This is a genomic window from Streptosporangium amethystogenes subsp. fukuiense (genome assembly GCF_042665875.1).
GTDB classification, from domain to species: domain Bacteria; phylum Actinomycetota; class Actinomycetes; order Streptosporangiales; family Streptosporangiaceae; genus Streptosporangium; species Streptosporangium fukuiense.
In genome coordinates this window covers 5,093,991-5,109,410 of record NZ_JBHTEE010000001.1, presented here as the reverse complement: position 1 = coordinate 5,109,410, position 15,420 = coordinate 5,093,991, and the positions used below count along the sequence as shown (strand labels likewise).

Here is a 15,420-nt window from a genome sequence, read left to right as displayed (position 1 = left end):
AGGGCCTGGTCGGCTTTCGCGTACCGTTCGGTGGTCTCCGGTCAGTCCCGGGCATCCATGCGCGGGTTGCCGTACTCGTCCAGCACCTGGACCGGCGGGGCGTCGTCCGAGGCGACGTACAGCTGCGACGCCTCCAGGTGCGCCCGCATGAGCTTGCCGGTCAGCGCCGCGTCCCCCGCCTCGATGGCCTTCTCGATGGCGCCGTGCGCTCGCAGCACCGCGTGCCGCCGTTCCACCGCCGGGTAGCTCGCCTCGTCGGACGCCCGGCGGGCCCACCCCCGCTCCTGCACGCTCCAGACGCTCTCCAGCATCCCGACGACCACCCGGAGCGTCTCGTTGCCGGCCGCGTCCACCAGCCCCTCGTGGAACCTGACCGACGCCCCGGTGAACGCCTGCCCGTCCTCCACGACCTGCGCGGCCTCGTCGTTGAGCAGACGGAGCCGTTCGGCGACGGCCGAGTGGTCGTCGCGGCGGGCCGCGTGCTCCGCGCACAGCGGCTCCAGCAGGTTGCGGGCCGCCGCCAGGTCCCGCATGGAGGTGGCGCGCGCGTGCAGCAGCAGCCCCATGTGGTACGCGGCGGGCCCGAGGGCCGGGGCCTTGATGACGGTGCCGCCGCGCTTGCCACGGCGGACGACCACCAGCCCCTCGGTCTCGAGGATGCGGAACGCCTCGCGGAGGCTCGGCCGGCTGACCGGGTACTCCTGGAGCAGCACCGGCTCCGTGGGCAATTCCGCTCCGTCGGTGAGATCACCTTCCAGGATGCGCAGCCTGAGATGCGCCGCCAGGGACTCGGCCACCCGGGGTGTCCGCAACGGTAAGCGGCGGGGGCGTGGTGGGATCTCGGACTCGGTCATCAGAGTGTTTCACCGCCGTCGATGAAGATGGTCTGGCCGGTGATGAACGAAGCGAGGTCCCCCGACAGATGGACGGTCAGCGCCCCCAACTCCCTGGGGTCGCCGGTGCGCCGCATCGGGATGCGCTCCTTCAGCCAGGCCTGACCTTCGGGACTGTCGTGAAGAGCCTGCGTCATGCTGGTGCGGAAGTGTCCCGGAGCGATGGTGTTGACGGTGACGCCGAACGCCGCCCACTCCTTGGCGAGCGCTCGGGTGAGCTGGGCGATGGCGCCCTTGGCGACCTGGTAGCTCACCGTCAGGTTGGCCGACCGGGCGACGCTGCTCGACGCGATGTTGATCACCCGGCCGCGCCTCCGCTCCAGCATTCCAGGAACGAATGATCTCACGAGGTGGAGCGACCCGCGGACGTGCGTGTCCAGCACCGAGTCCCACTCCTCGTCGGTCATGGCGACACCGGCCGGCCCCGAGCCGGGCTGCCCCACCTTCTCCCCGGACGCCTCGTCCACGGGCAGTGGGACGACCGGCCGCTTCACCAGGTTGCCGGCGTTGTTCACCAGGATGTCGACGCCGCCCACCTCGGCCAGCACCGCGTCGCGCAGCCGGTTCAGGTCGGCGGAGCTGCGGATGTCGGAGGGGAAGGCGTACGCCTGGCCGCCCGCGGCCTTGATCTCCGCCGCGAGGCTCTCCAACTCCTCCGCGTTGCGGGAGACGCCGCACACCACGGCGCCCGCCCCGGCCAGCGCGGTGGAGATCGCCCGGCCCAGTCCGCGTCCGGCCCCGGACACGACGGCTGTCCTGCCCAGCAGGGGGTGGGTGTCTGTCATGGCGTGCCTTTCGGTAGTCCGAGCGTACGCTCTGCGATGATGTTGCGTTGGATCTCCGACGTGCCGCCGTAGATGGTGGCGGCCAGCGATTCGAGGCGCTCGTCGAAGAGGGCGGGGTCGTCGAACGCCCGCGCCCCGGCGGTCTCCAGCGACAGTAGGGCCGCGCGCTGTACCGACTCCGAGCCGAGCAGCTTGAGGATCGACGACGCGGGGGACGGCAGGCCCGCCCACCGCTGAGCGGCGGTCCGCAGTCCGGTCAGCCGCACCCCCTCCGCGTCCGCCAGCGACCGGCCCAGCCGGACGAGCTGGTGCTCCGACAGTTCCGGCGCCGTCAGCGTGGGTTCCAGCGCCCGGGTGGTCTCCAGCCAGGTGTTGATCCAGATCATGTCCCGCTCGTGTTCGAGGCTGGACATGGCCACGCCCCAGCCGCCGTGCAGTCGGCCCAGCAGCGCCTCCTCGGGCACCTTCACGTCGTCGAGGAAGACCTCGCAGAAGGACTCGACCGCCGGCCCGGCGGTGCGGATCGGCCGGACCTCCACTCCGGGGCTGCGCAGGTCGAGGAGCAGGCAGGAGATGCCGCGGTGCGGTCTGGCCTCCGGGTCGGTGCGGACGTACAGTGCGCACCACCGGGCCTCGTCCGCCTGCGTCGTCCACACCTTCTGGCCGTTGACGGTGAACACCCCGTCGGCGAGCGTCGCCGTCGTGCGCAGCGCGGCGAGGTCGGACCCGGCGCCGGGCTCCGACATGCCGAGCGCCCACCACTCGTCCCCGCGCGCGGCCGGCCGGAGCAGCCGCTCCCGCTGGGCGGCGGTGCCGAACGCCCGGATGGCCGGCGCCGCGACCCCGGCGCCCTGGATGTTCATCAGCCGCGGCACCCGGCGGCGCGCGCCGGCGAGCTTGACGGCCAGCGCGTCGGGGACATCCAGGTCGCGCCCGCCCTCGCCCGGGCCCCACTCGGGGATCAGCCAGCCCGCGTCGAACGCGGCGGCCTGGTATTCGGTGCGGAGCTTCACATCGCAGCGGTGGCGCCGGTAGTTCTCGGCGTAGTCGGTGGGCAGGAAGCCGTCGAGGAACGCCTCGAACTCGGAGGTCACATCCGTCATCGGGAGATCCGCCTTTCGATCCGCGCCGCCGCCAGGTACAGGTCGTCCGGCTCCCCGAGCAGGCAGGCCGTCTGGTGGGCGCGCCGCAGGAACAGGTGGCAGTCCGCCTCGAAGGTGACCCCCATGGCGCCCATCAGCTGGGTGAACAGCGACGCGACCCGGACGGCCGTCTCGGCCGCGACCGCGTTGGCCAGCAGGCAGTCCCGGGTGGCCGCGTCGCCGGGCGGCCCCCCGGCCAGGCTCAGGGCCGCGCCGTAGGCGAGGCTGCGGGCCCGCTCGACCGCCGTGTAGGCGTCCGCGAGCTGGTGCTTCACCGCCTGGAAGGTGCCGATGGCCCGGCCGAACTGCCTGCGCTGGAGCACGTGCCCGACGGCCGCGTCCAGGGCGCCCGCGGCGGTCCCCACCAGGTCGGCGGCAACACAGACGCGGGCTCCCGCCAGCACCCGGTCCAGGTCACCGAGCGGTAGCTCCCGGCACTCGGCGCAGGCCACGCCTCCCTCGCCCCCGAGCCGGAACGCCGGAAGCGGCCGGGAGGGGTCGATCAGGGTCCCCTGCCCTACCGGCTCGACCCCCTCGGCCTCCGGATCGACCACGACGATCCATGCTCGATCCGGGCCCTTCACGATCAGCGTGAACGCGGCGGCACCGGGGCCGCCCAGGACGTGCGCCCGCTCGATGTGGCACCGGCCGCTTCCGTCGACGACCCCCTCGGCGATCCCGAAGCCCGCGGGCGCCCGCCGGAAGTCCTCGCGGTGCACCCCGGCCCCGACCTGCGTCCGGAACGCGAGCGCCGACGCCAGCAGGGGAGCGGTCAGCAGGGCGCGCCCGGCTTCTTCGAGCATGACCACCAGGTCGATCACCCGGCCGATCCCGCCGAGGTCCTCGGGTATCCCGATGTCGGCGTAGCCGCCGTCCGCGACCGTCTCCCACCCGTCCGGCACACCGCCGTCGAGGGTGGCACGCATGACCGCCGGGCCGTGCAGCGATCGGAACTGGGCGCGGGCGGTGTCGGCGAGGGCGAGGGTGTCCTCGTCCGGGGCTAGAAGCTGCCAGTCCGTCATCTTTGTCCGGGTTCTCCTCGGTGGAGTGGGATCGCCATCAAGACAGATGGTACTGGATTTTCGCCTTTGCCTGTATATGATTTAGATGTTAACTGCAGGGCGCCAACGGCTCTTACTGGAACTCCCTTGGTGGCTTGCGCAAGGCCCGCGAGACGATCGCGGAGTAGTGGGCCGTCAAGCTCACGGAGGAGGACATGGCGGCCGCCGAGGTGGTCGGCTTCCTGGCCGCGCTCCTGCCCGCCAGGCGGGCGGCACGGCTCGGCCTCCTCACGGCCATCGCGGCGGCCTGATCGTCTACCTGCTCCGCTTGGCGGCGGTGACCAGTCCTGATTCGTAGGCGACGATGACGAGCTGGGCGCGGTCGTGCACGTCCAGCTTCGACAGCAGCCTGCGCACGTGGGTTTTAACCGTGGAGATGCTGAGCTCCAAGTGCGCGGCGATCTGGGGGTTGGTCAGGCCGCAGGCGATGAGCGTCAGCACCTCGCGCTCGCGCCCGGTCACCGCTGCCAGCTCGCACGCGATCAGGGACTCGGCCGCCTCCTTGCGGGCGAACTCGGCGATGAGCCGGCGCGTGACCGTCGGCGCGAGCAGCGCCTCGCCGGAAGCGACCACCCGAATCGCGGTCAGCAGGTCGGCCGGCGGGATGTCTTTGAGCAGGAATCCGCTGGCCCCGGCGCGGAGCGCCTCGTAGACGTACTCGTCGAGGTCGAAGGTGGTCAGGATGATGACGTGGACCTGCGACAGGGCCGGGTCGGCGCGGATGTTGCGGGTCGCGGCCAGTCCGTCCATGTCGGGCATGCGGACGTCCATGAGCACGACGTCGGGCCTGGTGCGCGCGGCCAGTTCGACGACCTGGTCGCCGGTGCCCGCCTCGCCGACGGCGACCAGGTCGTCGGCGGTGCCGACCAGCCTGGTGAGGGTGGCGCGCAGCAGCGGCTGGTCGTCGGCGATGGCGACCCTGATCACGGGGTGTCCTTCAGTGCGTAGGGGAGGCGGGCAAGGACGCGGAAGCCGCCGCCCGGGTCCGGGCCGGCGGTGAGCTGCCCGCCGTACATGAGGCAGCGTTCGTGCATGCCGAGCAGCCCGTGGCCGCCCCCGTCGCGCGGCGTGCCCCGGCCTTCGTCGGCCACCTCGACCTCCACCACCCCTGCCTTCGGTACGGTGACCCGCACCCGACAGCCGGTTCCCGCGTGCTTCACCACGTTGGTCAGCGCCTCCTGGACGATCCGGTAGACAGCCAGGCCGACCCCCTCGGGCAGATCCTCGGCCTCGACGCGCAGGTCCACCTCGACCCCCGCGTGCGCGGCCAGCGCGTGCAGGTCCTGCAGCCGGGGCGCGGGCGCCGTGCCCTGGGTGCTGGTCTGCGAGCGCAGCATGCCGAGCATCGCGCGCATCTCCAGCATCGCCTCCCTGCCGGTGGTCTCGATGAGCCGCAGCGCCTCGCGCGTCTCCTGGGGACGGGTCTCGGCGACGAGTCCGGCAACCCCCGCCTTCATCGTGATCAGGCTCATGCTGTGCGCGACGACGTCGTGCAGGTCTCTGGCGATCCGCAGCCGCTCCTCGACCACGGCCCGCTCCGCCGTACGCGCGGCAAGAAGATTCTTCTCGCGTACGGCCAGGCCTGCCGTCCAGGACAGGCCCATGAGGGCCAGGCCGAACCCAGCGCTGCCGAGCGCCTGCGTCCAGGACGGCCAGGCGGCGGCGAGCAGGGCGGCCGCCACACAGACGAGGGACGCGGCCAGTCCGGTGACAGCCCGCCTGCGCGGCTTCTGCGCGCCGACTGAGTAGAGCACGACGGCAACCGGCAGGTAGGCGGAGTCCACGCCCATAAGCAGCGCGGCGACGGCTGTGGCCAGCGACACCGCCAGCGAGGGCAGCGGCCACCCGCGCCGGGTCGCGACCGGCAGTGCGGCCAGGGCGGACAGCGCGGTCGCCGGTGGCAGGCCGGTCCTCAGCTGGGCTGCGGCGGCGAAGGCGGCGGCCAGCAGCAGCGCGGCCGCCACGTCCAGGGCCACCCAATGGTCGTGGCGCAGCCTGTGCACCACCAGGGTCTCGTTCACCAGCCGACGGTATCCGCGCAGGTCACCGGCCGGGAAGTAATATCCTCCGTGAGGAGGAGCAGTGGTTTTCGCGTAGCGTCCTGGGCTGAGGCGAGATTCGTTCCGCGGCGCGATGCCGTACGCCTGCCCGGACGGCAGCGTGGAGAGCATGAAACGAACAACTCTCGTGATCGGCGTCGTCGCGCTCCTGGCGGTGGCCGCCGCCCCGGCAGTCGCGGCCACGGCCCCGGTGCGGTTCGAGCCGCCGTCCCCCACCGGCCCGCACAAAATCGGCACGGTCGCGCTGCACCTGGTCGACAAGTCCAGGACCGACCCATGGGTGGCAGGGAACAAGCGCGAACTGATGATCAGCATCTGGTATCCGGCGCGCAAGACGGCGGGATACCCGGTCGCGCCGTGGATGCCGAAGGCGGCTGCCGACCGCTATCTGCGCGCGCTCGGTGTGCCGCCGGGCAAGCTGGTGCTGGGCGCGACGGACGGTCATCTGGGCGCCCCTGCCGATCGGCGGCTCGGGAAGCTGCCGGTGCTGCTGTACTCGCCGGGCGCCAACGCCTCGCGCTCCTACGGCACCGGGGTGGTCGAGGAGCTGGCGAGCCGCGGCTACGTGGTGGTGACTATGGACCACACCTACGACGCGGCCGTCGTGGAGTTCCCCGGCGGCCGGATCGCCACCAACCCCAAGGGTGAGATCACCGACTTCGTCAAGGCGGCCAAGGTGCGCGCCGACGACACCAGGTTCGTGCTCGACCAACTGGCCGCGCACAAGCTCCCGGCGGGGTTGTCGGGGGTGCTGGACATGAAGCGGATCGGGATGTTCGGCCACTCCCTCGGCGGCGCCTCCACCTCCTCTGCCATGTACGCAGACAAGCGCATCAAGGCCGGGCTCGGGCTCGACGGCGCGGTGCTCGGTCCGGTCGCAGAGGCCGGGCTGGACCGGCCGTACCTGGTGGTCGACACCCCTGGCAAGGGCGGGCTGGCCACCAACCCCGTCCTTCAGACGTTCTGGAAGAACCTGCGCGGCTGGCGGCTCAACCTCACCGTCAAGGGGGCGGCGCACAACTCCTTCGGCGACGACGCCCGGCTCATCAGGAAGGTCGCGCCTCTGATCGGGCTGCCAAAGGAGGAGCTGGCAGGATCCGTCGGGACGATCACGGAGAAGCGGGCGCTGGCCTTCCAGCGGGCCTACCCGCTGGCCTTCTTCGACCGGTTCCTGCGCGGGCGGAAGTCCCCGCTGCTGGACAGGCCGACGCCGCGCTTTCCCGAGGTGACCTACACCAGGTAGGTCACTCACAACCCGGTACGGGCCGCCCGAGTGACGAGGCCAGGGCGTCGGCGATGAGCTTCTTCCATCGCGGGTAGGCGACCTGGACGGACTGGGTGACCGCCGCCGCCGAAGGTGGGGTTCCAGCCGTGGATGTCGAGGTCGCCGAGTACGGATGGGCCATCGGGCCGCGGGGGCGCTCGCGCCCCTCCAGGTAGGTGGCGTCCATGCCGACGGTGCCGTCTCGGCGATGGCCCCTGTCGTTTGCAAGGGGGCCCTCGTGTCCGAAGCCACGCTGGGTACGCGCTCATCCAGCTCGTCTTCCCGCCCAAGGTCGGGTTGGGCTGGGGACGAGAGCGTCCATACCAGTGAGGTCGCCCGCGGCGTCGCTGGTCTACCGTGTGCACGCACCGGGTACAAGAGCGGCTGCGAGCAACCACTCGGGATCAACTTCTCGGCGCAAGGCCGAGGAGAACCGAGAAACCCCAGGTCGGATGGGGGGCGACGGAGTAGGGCGGGTGGGATTTGAACCCGCGACCCGCGGATTACGGGTCCGCCGGTAGCAGGGCGCGGAGTCGTGCCGCCTCGGTCGCGGTGACGTTCGGGTCCGCCAGGCGCGCCGTGACGACCTCGGCGGTGCGCGACGCCGGATCGGTACGGCATTCCCGCTGGAACGCCCGCAGCAGGGCACGCCTGCGAAGCCGGGCGGCGAACCCCGAGACGTCACTGCTCCCCACCAGCACGAGAGTCTGGGCCACGTCCGCCGCGGGATCCCCGGCGGCGGCGTTGCACCAGTCGATGACACTCGGCCCGCGGTCGGTGAGGATGACGTTGGCCGGGTGGAGATCCAGGTGCAGCACCCGATGGTCCGACTCGCCGGCGAACCGGCGCGGGAGCCAGTCGGGCGCGGTGACCGCGTGCAACGTGTCGTGCAGCTCGCCGAGCAGCCGGCCGTACGCCGTCGTCCGCCAGGGCCGCCGCCGCAGGGCCTCCAGCATCGTCGGCCCGTGCAGCCGTTGGAGCACCAGATCGGTGTCGGTGACGTCGTGCACCCGCGGAACCGGGTATCCCTGAGCCGAGAGATGGGTCATCAGGCGCACCTCCTGGTGGGTCGGCCCGTCCTGGCGGTACCGGCGCAGCACCCGGTCATCGCCGAGCGCGTACACGTCCGCGGTCCTGCCCCTGGCGATCAGTTCCACGGCCGTTTCCCGTCATCACCGGATTCCCGGACGATGGAGTCGAGCAGGAGCCCGAGCGCGGTCTCGAACAGCTTGTCCGGATCGACCTTGGGGAGATGGTCGCGGATCGCGTGGATGTGGGGGTGGGAGTCGGGGTCGGCCGCGCGGTAGGCAAGGCTCGCCCCGGCGATCTCGGCCGCCTTGGTCTCGGGGGCGAGGCTGTGGAAGGCGGCCTCCCCGCCCGACCACAGGAGCGCGAAGTCGGCGACGACGCGGTAGAGCATCGCCGCCCGGGTGCCGTCGAAACCGGCGCCGATCAGTGCGCCGATCATGGTGTCCGCCGCGCGCATCTCCGCGGTTCCCCTGGTCGTGCGCGGCCCGGACAGAGCCGCGGCCGCAGGGTGGGCGAGGTAGGTCGCGCGGATCCTGCGGCAGAGCTCGGCAAGGGTGTCCGCCCAGTACGGGGCCGCGGTGAAACCCTCGAACGCCTCCTGCAGCAGCCGGTCGGCGACGGCGAGCAGCAGGTCGTCACGGCCGTTGAAGTGCCGGTAGACGGCGGTCTGGTCGGCGCCGAGCGCCCTGCCCAGCCGGGGCATGCTGAAGGCGGCCGCCCCGTCCTCGTCGAGCAGGCGCAGCGCCGTGCTCACGATGAGGTCGGGGGTGAGTGCCCCGCGGGGCAGGCGGGGACGTCGCTGAGGATTGCTCACCGGGTCATCATCTCAGGTCGCCTCCGCGTCCGGCTGGAATTCAAAGTCATGGACCAAACCATAGTCCAAGGCATTGACATCGCTGTGCCCCGGGTGTTTGCTCAGGGGCCATGAACGAGAAGCCGGCGGACCTGGTTCTCATCGACGGCCCGGTCTTCACCGCCGATGCCGTCAGGTCGTGGACCGACGCGGTCGCCGTACGCCAGGGACGGATCGTGGCGCTGGGAGCGCCGGCCGTCAGGGAGCTGATCGGCCGCACCACCGAGGTGGTCGACCTGGCCGGCACCCTGACGATTCCCGGATTCGTGGACGCCCACGCGCACCCGGTCTTCGGGGGCCTGGGACGTGCCAGGTGCGACCTGCTCGCGGGAGAGGGGAACCTGGCCGCCCCGCCTTCGGCGGGCGCGGCCGAAACGCTGGCCCGTGTCGCCGCCTACGCCGCCGCGCACCCCGGCCGCCCCTGGGTCGTCGGCGGCGGCTGGTCGATGGACCACTTCCCCGGCGGCACGCCGCGCAGGGAGGACCTGGACCGCGTCGTGCCCGACCGGCCGGTGTTCCTGCTCAACCGCGACGGGCACGGCGCGTGGGTCAACAGCAGGGCGCTGGAGCTGGCCGGTGTCGATCGGCACACCTCCGACCCGCCGGACGGCCGGATCGAGCGCGACCCCGACGGCACCCCGACCGGGACGCTGCACGAGAACGCGGCCGAGCTGGTCTCCCGGCTGCTGCCCGCCGTCTCACCTGAGGAGTACGCGCAGGCGCTCATGGAAGGCCAGCGCCACCTGCACTCCCTCGGCGTCACCGGCTGGCAGGACGCCCTGGTCGGCGACTACCTGAGTTACCCCGACGCGCTGGAGACCTATCGTGCGGCCGCGGCCGACGGGCGGCTGACGGCCCGGGTGGTGGGTGCGCTGTGGTGGGACAGGGACGCGGGCGTGGCACAGCTCGACGACCTGGTCAGGCGCCGGGCCGCGAGCACGGTCGGCCGGTTCGCCGCCACCTCGGTGAAGATCATGCAGGACGGCGTGTGCGAGAACTTCACCGCCGCGTTGCTGGAGCCGTACCGGTCGCCGGGCGGGGGAGGGGAGAGGCAGGGGCACAGCTATCTTGACCCGGGGGCGCTGGGCGAGGCGGTACGCCTGCTGGACGCCGAGGGCTTCCAGATCCACTTCCACACGATCGGCGACCGCGCGGTGCGCGAGGCCCTCGACGCGATCGAGGGCGCGCGGGGCAGGGCCGCCGATCCGGAGCCGGCGCGTGGGCGTGGCCACCGGGGGGACAACCGTCACCACCTGGCCCATCTGCAACTGGTCCACCCCGATGACGTGCCACGCCTGCGGCGGCTGCGGGTCGCGGCCAACATGCAGGCGCTCTGGGCGGTTCGCGACAAGCAGATGGCCGAACTGACGATCCCGTTCCTGGGTGAGGAGCGGTCACGGCGGCAGTACGCCTTCGGCGCGCTGCGGGAGGCGGGGGTCACGATGGCGGCGGGCAGCGACTGGCCCGTCTCCAGCGCCAACCCCCTGTGGGGGATACACGGCGCGGTCAACCGGCTCATCCCCGGCGACCGCGAGGGCGATCCCTTCCTGCCCGAGCAGCGGCTGGCGCTTGCCGACGCGCTGAGCGCCTACACCGCGGGGGGAGCGTGGATCAACCACCTCGACCACCTCACCGGCACGATCGCCGTCGGAAAGTACGCGGACCTGGCCGTGCTGGACCGCGACCCGTTCGAGGAACCGGCCCACGAGGTCGCGGACGCGCGGGTGGACCTCACCTTCGTCGAGGGCGTCCTGGTTCACGAGCGGACCTCCCGATGACCACGACCGGAGCCGGGCGGGCGACCCCGAGCGCCCTCCCGGCGACGACCTCGCCGAAGACCACCGGATCAACCTCAAGAGAGGATCCCTGATGGAAACCCTCAGGATCGGCCCGGCCCCTCTCCATCCGGGAGCCGAACAGTTCATGGTGCCCATGCGCGACGGCACCCGGCTGGCCACCGACGTCTACCTGCCGCCCGCACCCGGCAGGCACCCGGTCGTCGTCTCGCGCATGCCGTACGACAAGGCGAGCGCGTGGATGGCCGTCGACAGGATCGCGCCGCGCTATCTGGAGCGCGGCTACGTCTTCGTCGCCCAGGACGTACGCGGCAAGTTCCGCTCGGAAGGCGAGACCATGCCGTTCGTCCACGAGGTCGAGGACACCTACGACACGCTCGACTGGGTGGTGGGGCAGCCCTGGTCGGACGGGGCGGTCGCGATGACCGGGGACTCCTACCACGGCTACACGCAGTGGGCGGGAGTCGCCGGTGGCCACCCGGCGCTGCGGGCCGTCGCGCCCCGGGTGACCGGTACCGGCATCTCGGACATGCTCCTCGCCGGCCGGGTGAGCTGCCTGTACCAGGCCGCCTACTTCGCGCACATGTGGGTGGACAGGGACGTCCATTACTACGAGACCGATTGGTCGGTCCGGCCGCTGAGGGAGGTCTTCGAACCCGCCTTCTCCGCGATCGGAGCCCGCTCCGCGGCCGTGGACGCGATGCTGGCCGGTTGGCCGCCCGTCAACCCGTTCGCCTCCCGGCACCCGCTCACCGCGCGCCCCGTCCCGGTGCTGCACCGGGTCGGCTGGTTCGACAACCTCATCGACCTGTCCATGCGCGACCACTCGGCGCAACTCGCCGTACCGGCCTGGCGGGACCTCGCCTACCTCGACGCCGACGCCTGTGACCACCACACCTACCATCTCGCCCAGGCCCCCGTCGCCCCCGCGGACGACCATGCGCTCGACGTCACCCTGCTGGACCGGATCCTGCCCCGCTACCTCGGCCGGACGCTGGACTTCTTCGACGTGTTCGTACGAGGGCTGCGGCCGGTCACCTCGCTGTCGCGGGCGACGTGGTTCCAGGGGCACGACGGCGAGCGCACGGCGGGCGAGTGGCCGCCGCGGGACGCGGTGGAACTGCTCCTGCACCCGTCTGGGAACACGCTGGCCAGCACGCCGGAGACGGGTGCGCGCGTCGTCAGATGGACGCACGACCCGGCCGATCCGGTCCCGTCGATCGTGAAGGATCCGTGGGTCTTCCTGCACGAGTACCCGGACGAGAGCTCGCTGCACGACCGGCCCGACGTGGTGGTCTTCACCGGCGAGCCCGCCGGGCGCCCGCTGGACCTGACCGGGCCGGTCAACGCCCTGGTCGCGGTCGAGACCGACGCGCCGAGCATGCACCTGTTCGTCAAGCTCCACGACGTGGCCCCCGACGGCTCCGCCCACATGATCTCCCGCGGGCAGGCACTGATCACCGGGTCGGCGGGTGTCCGGGTCGAGCTCGGCCACACCGGCTACCGGTTGCGGCCGGGCCACCGGTTGCGGCTGGTGCTCTCCTGCAGCGACTACCCGCTGTTCGCCCCGCACCCCGGTACCGCCGAGGACCCGTGGTCGGCGACCGCGACGCGCCCCTCCGTCCAGACCCTGCGCCCGGCGGGCACCTTTCTCTCTCTCACCGTCACCCCGTGAGCCCCTGACCGACATCCCGTGCCTGTGGCCGGGCGGTGGAGACGACACCGGAGGCGCCGTCGACGACGATCTCCTGGCCGGTGACGATGTGCTCGGTCGCCCCGCTCACGCCCACCACGGCCGGGATGCCGTACTCGCGGGCCACCACGGCGCCGTGCGAGTTGGCGCCGCCCATCTCCATCACCAGGCCGCCCGCCGTCAGGAACAGCGGGGTCCAGCCGGGGTCGGTGGAGGGACAGACCAGGATCTCCCCGGGTTCCAGGCGCGCGCCGACCGGGTCGAGGACGACCCTGGCGACACCGGTGACGGTGCCCGCCGAGGCCGGGGTGCCGGTCAGCGCGCCGTCCACCGGTGACCGTGCCGCGGTGGCCTCCGGCTCGGTGCCGTCGGACAGCAGGACGCGGGGGACGTGCCTGCGGCGCGACTCGCGGGCGGCCTCCTCGCGCCGCCATGTCACGAGCTCTGCCGGCGCGGGTCGTACGGCCACCTCGGACGGGTGCGCGGCGGCCTCCGGCGGGGCGAGGGAGGGCGCCGGTCCGTCACCGCCGGCCGTGGGCGCGACGGCCTCCCGCGCCTCGCGGAAGGTCAGGAAGAAGACGTCGTCGGCGCGGGAGAGCAGGCCCCGGGAGACCAGCTCGGCACCGACGGCCAGCAGCTCGGCCCGCATCGCGGCCAGGGCGGTCACCACGACGTACTTGGGCATCTCCCGCAGGCCCGCCAGCGCGCGGGTCCGGCCGAGCGCGAAGCGGACGAGACGCCCGCGCAGTCCTCCGGCCCGCCCGCCCAAGGTCTCGATCATGACGGTGGCCTCGGCGGCGCCCCTGGCGAACTGCGCGTCGGGGGCCAGGGCCGGGTCCTCCAGCCGCAGGTAGTTGGCGAGGACGCCGAGGATGTGGGCCGGCTCCTCCGACCAGCGCGGCAGCCCGAGGTCGATCTCGGCGACCGCCCTGACGCCGTAGCCGGAGAGGAAGTCCGCCAGGCCGTCTCCCAGCACGCCGGGCAGCGTCCCGGCGTGAAAGCGTTCGGCCAGTTCGGCGGCGGGGGTGCCGAGCAGCAGGGAGACGGCCTCGCCGTCCTCGCGGACGCGGGCGGCCAGCCGCCACAGCGCCAGGTCCATCTCGGTGGTCACGTTGTGCGGAAGCCCGCGCAGCACCGTCTCCAGCTCACCGGGCCGGGCCCGGTCGCCCAGCACCAGGGCGGCCAGGCCGAGCATCGCGAACCCGGCGGCCGCGGCCGGGGCGATGGCCGGCAGCAGCGGGAAGATCTGGCCGCCCAGCATCCGCTCGACATGGTCGAGACGCTCGGCCGGAGTGGCGCCCCGGGGTGCCGGGAGCCGCCCCCGCATCCGCTCGCGGAGCAGCGCCACGTCCCGGTGCGCCGAGGCGGGGTCGCGCAGAGCCCGTACGAAGCGGCGCGGGATGCGGAAGCGGGCCGCGAGCCGCACCGCCCGGCGCAGCGGCGGCCGGAGCGAGGGCTGGGCGACGCCGAACCGGGGGTCGTCGAGCAGGCCGCGCAGCACCTTCGCGGACCTGGCCTCCATCACGTCGAGCACCTTCGGGAAGGCCACCCGGCCCACCCGGCTGCGGATGAGGCCGGTGACGTCGAAGAACAGCCGCCCGCCCGCCTCGGCGACGGGCGGGGCCCCGGCCGCCCTGTCGGCCACCGGCATCCCCAGCGTCTCGAACACCGATGACGAGAGCAGCCTGAAGGCCGAGATGCCCATCGGGGTGATCGGCCGGTGGAGACCCTGGGCCAGACTGAAGCAGAAGTAGATCCGGATGTCGCCGGGCCGGGGACCTCCGGACGCGGGAGCGTCGCCCGCCGGGCTCGCGGCCGGCTCCGCGTGGTGGGGGATCGGGTAGAGGGTGGTGATCGGGCGCGCCTGGGTCAGCCAGAGCACACCGGCGGCGTCGACGGCCCACTCGATGTCCTGGGGTGTCCCGTAGTGCCGCTCGACCCGGTCGCCGAGCTCGGCCAGCGCCCCCAGCTGCGCGTCGGTGACGCAGGCCCTCGCCACGGGGTCCGCGGGGGTCTCGACGTGCTCGACGCCGCCGCCCGCCAGCGACCGTACGGCCACCTGCTTGTCTCCCAGGCGGCGTTCGGTGATCCGGCCGGTGGCGGTGTCGAGCACGAAGTGGTCGGGGTTGACCGCGCCGGAGACCACGGCCTCGCCGAGACCGGGACTGGCGTCGATCACCGCCTCGTGCCGCCGCCCGGTGACCGGGTTGGCGGTGAACATCACCCCGGCCACCTCGGAGGAGACCATCTCCTGGATGACGACCGCCAGGCGCACCGCGCCGTGGTCGATGCCGTTCGCGGCCCGGTAGGCGACGGCCCGGTCGGTCCAGAGCGAGGCCCAGCACCGCCGGACCGCGTCCAGCACGGCGTCGGCGCCGATCACGTTGAGGTAGGTGTCCTGCTGCCCGGCGAAGCTGGCGTGCGGCAGGTCCTCGGCGGTCGCGGAGGAGCGGACCGCGACCGGGCCGTTCGCGCCGCTTCTCGCGGCGTCCGCGATGTCGTCGGGGACCGGGGCGGCGAGCACGGCCTCGCGGGCCTTGGCGGCCAGCGCGCTCAGGGTGGCGACGTCCTCGGCGGGCGTGGTGGCGAGCGCGGTGAGCAGGTCCTTCAGCGCGGTCCGCTCGGTGACCCTGCGGTAGGCCTCGGTGGTGACGCACCGGCCCGGTGGAACGGGGAACCCGGCGGTGGTGAGCACGCCGAGATTGGCGGCCTTGCCGCCGACCAGGGGCAGCATCTCCGCCCCGATGTCCTCGAACCTCAGGACGAGAGGCGGTGGCGCGTCCTGTCGAGCCCCCGCCGGAAGCGTCGTGGCCGGGATGTCGTCGTCCATCGGGCCGCTCCCTG

The 15,420-nt window shown here is 72.7% G+C and carries 13 protein-coding genes; 3 read left to right on the top strand and 10 right to left on the bottom strand.

Annotated elements, in window-relative coordinates; translation table 11 throughout:
• Nucleotides 1-41 precede the first annotated feature (41 nt).
• The 6 genes from ACFQVD_RS21735 to ACFQVD_RS21710 form a co-directional block, all read right to left on the bottom strand.
• Nucleotides 42-797, bottom strand: coding sequence for a FadR/GntR family transcriptional regulator (locus tag ACFQVD_RS21735; protein ID WP_343965449.1), 756 nt, complete (start codon nt 795-797; stop codon nt 42-44).
• Between the two features lie 56 nt (nt 798-853).
• Nucleotides 854-1,678, bottom strand: a complete 825-nt coding sequence (locus tag ACFQVD_RS21730) for an SDR family NAD(P)-dependent oxidoreductase (protein ID WP_343965451.1) — start codon at nt 1,676-1,678, stop codon at nt 854-856.
• The gene (locus ACFQVD_RS21725; RefSeq protein WP_386271892.1) at nt 1,675-2,781 is read right to left on the bottom strand and encodes an acyl-CoA dehydrogenase family protein; all 1,107 of its coding nucleotides are present in this window, start codon (nt 2,779-2,781) and stop codon (nt 1,675-1,677) included. The genes ACFQVD_RS21730 and ACFQVD_RS21725 overlap by 4 nt, the downstream gene beginning before the upstream one ends.
• Nucleotides 2,778-3,842 (bottom strand): acyl-CoA dehydrogenase, encoded by a 1,065-nt coding sequence (locus tag ACFQVD_RS21720; protein WP_343965455.1) that lies wholly within the window; start codon nt 3,840-3,842, stop codon nt 2,778-2,780. Before ACFQVD_RS21720 ends, ACFQVD_RS21725 begins: the two co-directional genes overlap by 4 nt.
• A gap of 294 nt (nt 3,843-4,136) precedes the next feature.
• Nucleotides 4,137-4,808 carry a response regulator transcription factor gene (locus ACFQVD_RS21715; protein WP_343965457.1) on the bottom strand — a complete coding sequence of 224 codons (672 nt, stop codon included), beginning with the start codon at nt 4,806-4,808 and terminating at the stop codon, nt 4,137-4,139.
• Nucleotides 4,805-5,902 (bottom strand): sensor histidine kinase, encoded by a 1,098-nt coding sequence (locus ACFQVD_RS21710; protein ID WP_343965459.1) that lies wholly within the window; start codon nt 5,900-5,902, stop codon nt 4,805-4,807. The genes ACFQVD_RS21715 and ACFQVD_RS21710 overlap by 4 nt, the downstream gene beginning before the upstream one ends.
• Nucleotides 5,903-6,050: 148 nt before the next feature.
• Between ACFQVD_RS21710 and ACFQVD_RS21705 the strand changes: the two genes are divergently transcribed.
• The gene (locus ACFQVD_RS21705) at nt 6,051-7,184 is read left to right on the top strand and encodes an alpha/beta hydrolase family protein (protein WP_343965461.1); all 1,134 of its coding nucleotides are present in this window, start codon (nt 6,051-6,053) and stop codon (nt 7,182-7,184) included.
• Nucleotide 7,185: 1 nt separating this feature from the next.
• On the opposite strand, the gene ACFQVD_RS21700 is transcribed toward ACFQVD_RS21705, so the two are convergent.
• From ACFQVD_RS21700 to ACFQVD_RS21690, 3 genes are all read right to left on the bottom strand, one after another.
• Nucleotides 7,186-7,392, bottom strand: a complete 207-nt coding sequence (locus ACFQVD_RS21700; RefSeq protein WP_343965464.1) for a hypothetical protein — start codon at nt 7,390-7,392, stop codon at nt 7,186-7,188.
• Nucleotides 7,393-7,708: 316 nt separating this feature from the next.
• A complete protein-coding gene (locus ACFQVD_RS21695) occupies nt 7,709-8,362 on the bottom strand; it encodes a phosphotransferase (protein WP_343965466.1) in 654 nt (217 codons plus the stop codon).
• Nucleotides 8,353-9,048 carry a TetR/AcrR family transcriptional regulator gene (locus ACFQVD_RS21690; protein WP_343965468.1) on the bottom strand — a complete coding sequence of 232 codons (696 nt, stop codon included), beginning with the start codon at nt 9,046-9,048 and terminating at the stop codon, nt 8,353-8,355. Before ACFQVD_RS21690 ends, ACFQVD_RS21695 begins: the two co-directional genes overlap by 10 nt.
• Nucleotides 9,049-9,158: 110 nt before the next feature.
• On the opposite strand from ACFQVD_RS21690, the gene ACFQVD_RS21685 reads away from it, so the two are divergent.
• Nucleotides 9,159-10,865 (top strand): amidohydrolase, encoded by a 1,707-nt coding sequence (locus ACFQVD_RS21685; protein ID WP_343965470.1) that lies wholly within the window; start codon nt 9,159-9,161, stop codon nt 10,863-10,865.
• A 91-nt stretch (nt 10,866-10,956) separates the two neighbouring features.
• Nucleotides 10,957-12,558, top strand: a complete 1,602-nt coding sequence (locus ACFQVD_RS21680) for a CocE/NonD family hydrolase (RefSeq protein ID WP_343965472.1) — start codon at nt 10,957-10,959, stop codon at nt 12,556-12,558.
• On the opposite strand, the gene ACFQVD_RS21675 is transcribed toward ACFQVD_RS21680, so the two are convergent.
• Complete coding sequence (locus ACFQVD_RS21675; protein WP_343965474.1) at nt 12,548-15,406, bottom strand: PEP/pyruvate-binding domain-containing protein; 2,859 nt, start codon at nt 15,404-15,406, stop codon at nt 12,548-12,550. The genes ACFQVD_RS21680 and ACFQVD_RS21675 overlap by 11 nt on opposite strands.
• Between the last annotated feature and the right edge of the window lie 14 nt (nt 15,407-15,420).

Excerpts from the sequence above, each read along its gene's own strand:
- ACFQVD_RS21675 (WP_343965474.1), bottom strand. The coding sequence starts at position 15,406 with ATGGACGACGACATCCCGGCCACGACGCTTCCGGCGGGGGCTCGACAG.
- ACFQVD_RS21725 (WP_386271892.1), bottom strand. The coding sequence starts at position 2,781 with ATGACGGATGTGACCTCCGAGTTCGAGGCGTTCCTCGACGGCTTCCTG.
- ACFQVD_RS21685 (WP_343965470.1), top strand. The coding sequence starts at position 9,159 with ATGAACGAGAAGCCGGCGGACCTGGTTCTCATCGACGGCCCGGTCTTC.
- ACFQVD_RS21705 (WP_343965461.1), top strand. The coding sequence starts at position 6,051 with ATGAAACGAACAACTCTCGTGATCGGCGTCGTCGCGCTCCTGGCGGTG.
- ACFQVD_RS21730 (WP_343965451.1), bottom strand. The coding sequence starts at position 1,678 with ATGACAGACACCCACCCCCTGCTGGGCAGGACAGCCGTCGTGTCCGGG.
- ACFQVD_RS21720 (WP_343965455.1), bottom strand. The coding sequence starts at position 3,842 with ATGACGGACTGGCAGCTTCTAGCCCCGGACGAGGACACCCTCGCCCTC.
- ACFQVD_RS21680 (WP_343965472.1), top strand. The coding sequence starts at position 10,957 with ATGGAAACCCTCAGGATCGGCCCGGCCCCTCTCCATCCGGGAGCCGAA.
- ACFQVD_RS21700 (WP_343965464.1), bottom strand. The coding sequence starts at position 7,392 with ATGGACGCCACCTACCTGGAGGGGCGCGAGCGCCCCCGCGGCCCGATG.